Below are 3,895 nucleotides of genomic sequence, written 5' to 3'. Positions count from 1 at the left end.
GGGGGCCTCCGCCCGGGTGGGGCGGGGGTTGTCGATCATGGACTCGAGCATCTGCGTGGCGACGATGACCGGCTTGGCCCAGCGGCGGGCCAGTTCGATGGCGCGCTTCTGGACGATCGGCACTTCCTGCAGCGGCAGTTCGACGCCGAGGTCACCACGGGCCACCATGATGGCGTCGAAGGCGTCGATGATCTCTTCGAGGGCCTCGACGGCCTGCGGCTTCTCGATCTTCGCGATGACCGGAACGCGGCGCCCTTCCTCGTCCATGATCTCGTGGACCCGGTTGACGTCGGAGGCGTTGCGGACGAAGGACAGGGCGACCATGTCGACGCCCGTCTGGATGGCCCAGCGCAGGTCCTCCTCGTCCTTCTCGCTCAGGGCCGGAACGTTCACGGCGACGCCGGGCAGGTTGATGCCCTTGTTGTTCGAGACCATGCCGCCGACGACGACCTCGGTGACGACCTTGACGTCGTCAACGGCCGTGGCCCGCAGCGAGACCTTGCCATCGTCGATGAGGAGCAGGTCCCCGACGTTGACATCCTGCGGGAGGCCCTTGAACGTGGTGGAGGAGATTTCCTGGGTGCCCAGGATGTCCTCGGTGGTGATGGTGAACACATCCCCGCGCGCCAGCGGGTAGGGTCCGTTCTCGAACCGCCCGAGGCGGATCTTGGGGCCCTGGAGGTCGGCGAAAATACCCACCGGCTTGCCGAGCTCCGCCGAGGCCTTCCGGACGTTCTCGTAGGTCTTCGAATGGACTTCGTAGTCCCCGTGGCTCATGTTCATCCGGGCCACGTCCACTCCGGCCTCAAGCACAGCGAGAGTGTTCTCATAGCTGGCAATAGCAGGACCGAATGTTGCAACAATTTTCGCGCGTCTCATGAAACCTAGCCTAGTCGGGATTTGGGGGGTCGAGTGTCAGGTGCGCTGTCAGAGAAGCGCGATGGAGCGGTCGGTCGGGGCCACCGGTGCCGGGAGGCGGGTCGAGCCCATGAGCCACTGGTCGACGGCAGCGGCGCAGGCCCGCCCCTCGGCGATGGCCCACACGATCAGCGACTGCCCGCGGCCGGCGTCACCCGCTGCGAAGACGCCGGGGGTGTTCGTCATGTAGTACCCGTCCCGGGCGACGTTGCCGCGCTCGTCGAACGCGGCGTCGACCTGCTCGGTGAGTCCGGCCGGTTCGGGGCCGGTGAACCCGAGGGAGAGGAAGACGAGGTCCGCCGGAATCTCCCGTTCTGTGCCGGCCTTCGCGCGGCGGCGCCCGTCGACGACTTCGGTCTCGGCGACCCGCAGGGCCGTCAGCTTCCCGTTTTCGCCCAGGAACTCAACGGTCGAGGCGAGATAGGTGCGCTCCCCGCCCTCCTCGTGCGCGCTGGCCACCTCGAAGAGGTTCGGGAAGGTCGGCCAGGGCTGGTCCGGCCGCCGCTCGGACGGCGGCTGCTGCCCGATGGCGAGGGTGGTGACGGAGGCGGCCTTCTGGCGGTGGGCGGTGCCCAGGCAGTCGGCGCCGGTGTCCCCGCCGCCGAGGATGACGACGTGCCTGCCCTCGGCCGAGATCTGGTCGTCGACGGTTTCCCCGGCCACCACCCGGTTGGCCTGCACGAGGTAGTCCATGGCGAAGTGCACGCCCTCGAGCTCCCGGCCCGGGATGGGCAGGTCGCGGGGCACGGTGGCCCCGGTGGCGACGACGACGGCGTCGTACCGGCGCCGCAGCTGGTCCCAGCTGATGTCCCGGCCCACGTCGACGCCGGTGCGGAACCGGGTGCCCTCGGCCCGCATCTGGTCGAGACGCCGCTCGAGGTGAATCTTCTCCATCTTGAAGTCGGGGATGCCGTAGCGCAGCAGCCCGCCGACGCGGTCGTCGCGCTCGTACACGGCCACCGTGTGCCCGGCGCGGGTGAGCTGCTGGGCGGCGGCGAGGCCGGCCGGCCCGGAGCCGACGACGGCGATGGTGCGCCCGGTCAGGCGCTCGGGCGGGTGCGGCTCCACCATGCCCTCGGCGAAGGCGAGGTCGGCGATCGACACCTCGACCTGCTTGATGGTGACCGCGGGCTGGTTGATGCCCAGCACGCACGAGGCCTCGCACGGGGCGGGGCAGAGCCGACCGGTGAACTCGGGAAAGTTGTTGGTGGCGTGGAGGCGCTCCACGGCCTCCCTGCCCTTGTCCCGGTACACGAGGTCGTTCCACTCCGGGATCAGGTTCCCCAGCGGGCAGCCCTGGTGGCAGAACGGGATGCCGCAGTCCATGCAGCGGCCTGCCTGGCTCTTCAGCACCCCCTTCTCCTGCGCCTCGTAGACCTCTTTCCAGTCCATGATGCGCACCGGAACCGGGCGGCGGGGCTGGGTCTCGCGGTCGCGTACCTTCAGAAATCCGCGTGGGTCAGCCACCGGTTACCTCCAGGATCTTGGTCCATACTTCTTCGCCGTCGGGGTCGAGCCCCTGCTGGACGGCGCTTGCCCTGGCATCGAGGACGGCGGCGTAGTCGCGCGGCAGCACCTTGGTGAGGCGTCCGACGGTGTCGTCGAAGCGCTCCAGCAGGCTGGCCGCGAGGGCGGATTCGGTCTCCTCGGAGTGCTGAATCAGCAGCCGGCGCACGATCTCGATGTCCTCGGCGTCAAGCGGCACAAGCTGCAGCTCCCCGCTGTCCAGGCTCTGCTTGTTCATCCGGGTCCGGTCGAGGTCGAGGACGTAGGCCACGCCGCCGGACATGCCGGCGCCGAAGTTGCGGCCGGTGCGGCCCAGGATGAGGGCCTGGCCGCCGGTCATGTACTCGCAGCCGTGGTCCCCGATGCCTTCGGCCACCGCCGTGGCCCCGGAGTTGCGCACCAGGAACCGCTCCCCCACCTGCCCGCGGAGGAACATCTCCCCGCTGGTGGCGCCGTAGCCGATCACATTGCCGGCGATCACATTGCGGTCGGCGTGGAAGAGGTTGGCCCGGTCCGGGCGGACGATGATCCGGCCGCCGGAGAGGCCCTTGCCGACGTAGTCGTTGGAGTCCCCCAGCAGCCGCAGGGTGATCCCGGCGGGCAGGAAGGCGCCCAGGGACTGCCCGGCCTGCCCGGTGAGGGTCACGTCGATCGTGTCGGTGGCCAGGGTGTCGAGGCCGAACCGCCGCGTCACTTCATAGCCGAGCATGGTGCCCACCGAACGGTCGGTGTTGACCACGTCCACGGAGATCCGCACCGGCGAGCGGTTGGCCAGGGCCTCCGCGCTCATGCTGATGAGCCGATTGTCGAAGTGCTTGTCCAGCTCGTGGTTCTGTGTGGTGAGGTTCCGCCGGGGGGTGTCCGGGCCGGTTTCGCCGCCGCGCAGGATCGGCTCGAGGTCGAGCCCGTCGGCCTTCCAGTGATCGAGTGCCTGCTTGAGATCGAGCAGCTCGGTGCGGCCGATGGCCTCCTCGAGGGTGCGGAAGCCGAGCTCTGCGAGGATCTCGCGTACCTCTTCGGCGATGAACTCGAAGAAGTTCACCACGAACTCCGGCTTGCCGGTGAAGCGGCTGCGCAGCTCCGGGTTCTGCGTCGCGACACCCACCGGGCAGGTGTCGAGGTGGCACACCCGCATCATGACGCAGCCCGAGACGACCAGCGGCGCGGTGGCGAAACCGAACTCCTCGGCGCCCAGCAGGGCGGCGATGACGACGTCGCGGCCGGTCTTCAGCTGCCCGTCCACCTGCACGACGATCCGGTCGCGCAGCCCGTTGAGCATCAGGGTCTGCTGCGTTTCCGCAAGGCCGAGCTCCCACGGCATGCCGGCGTGCTTCAGGGAGTTCAGCGGGCTGGCGCCGGTGCCGCCGTCGTGCCCGGAGACCAGCACGACGTCGGCCTTGGCCTTGGTGACGCCTGCGGCCACCGTGCCGATGCCAACCTCGGAGACGAGCTTCACGTGCACCCGGGCCGA

The 3,895-nt window shown here is 69.3% G+C and carries 3 protein-coding genes; all 3 read right to left on the bottom strand.

All coding sequences use genetic code 11. From position 1 onward, the window contains the following. Positions 1–879: pyruvate kinase (pyk, locus tag QZX79_RS04055; RefSeq protein ID WP_294565040.1), on the bottom strand; the 879-nt coding region annotated here is incomplete at its 3' end. 48 nt (positions 880–927) lie between these two features. Next, positions 928–2,385 (bottom strand): glutamate synthase subunit beta, encoded by a 1,458-nt coding sequence (locus QZX79_RS04050; RefSeq protein ID WP_294565038.1) that lies wholly within the window; start codon positions 2,383–2,385, stop codon positions 928–930. Continuing rightward, a partial coding sequence (locus QZX79_RS04045; protein WP_294565035.1) for a glutamate synthase-related protein occupies positions 2,378–3,895 on the bottom strand: 1,518 nt, incomplete at its 5' end. The genes QZX79_RS04045 and QZX79_RS04050, both read right to left, overlap by 8 nt.

This window comes from uncultured Arthrobacter sp., assembly GCF_902805515.1.
GTDB lineage: Bacteria > Actinomycetota > Actinomycetes > Actinomycetales > Micrococcaceae > Arthrobacter_D.
Note: the sequence above shows the minus strand (reverse complement) of the source record. Positions and strands in the feature narration are given on the sequence as shown.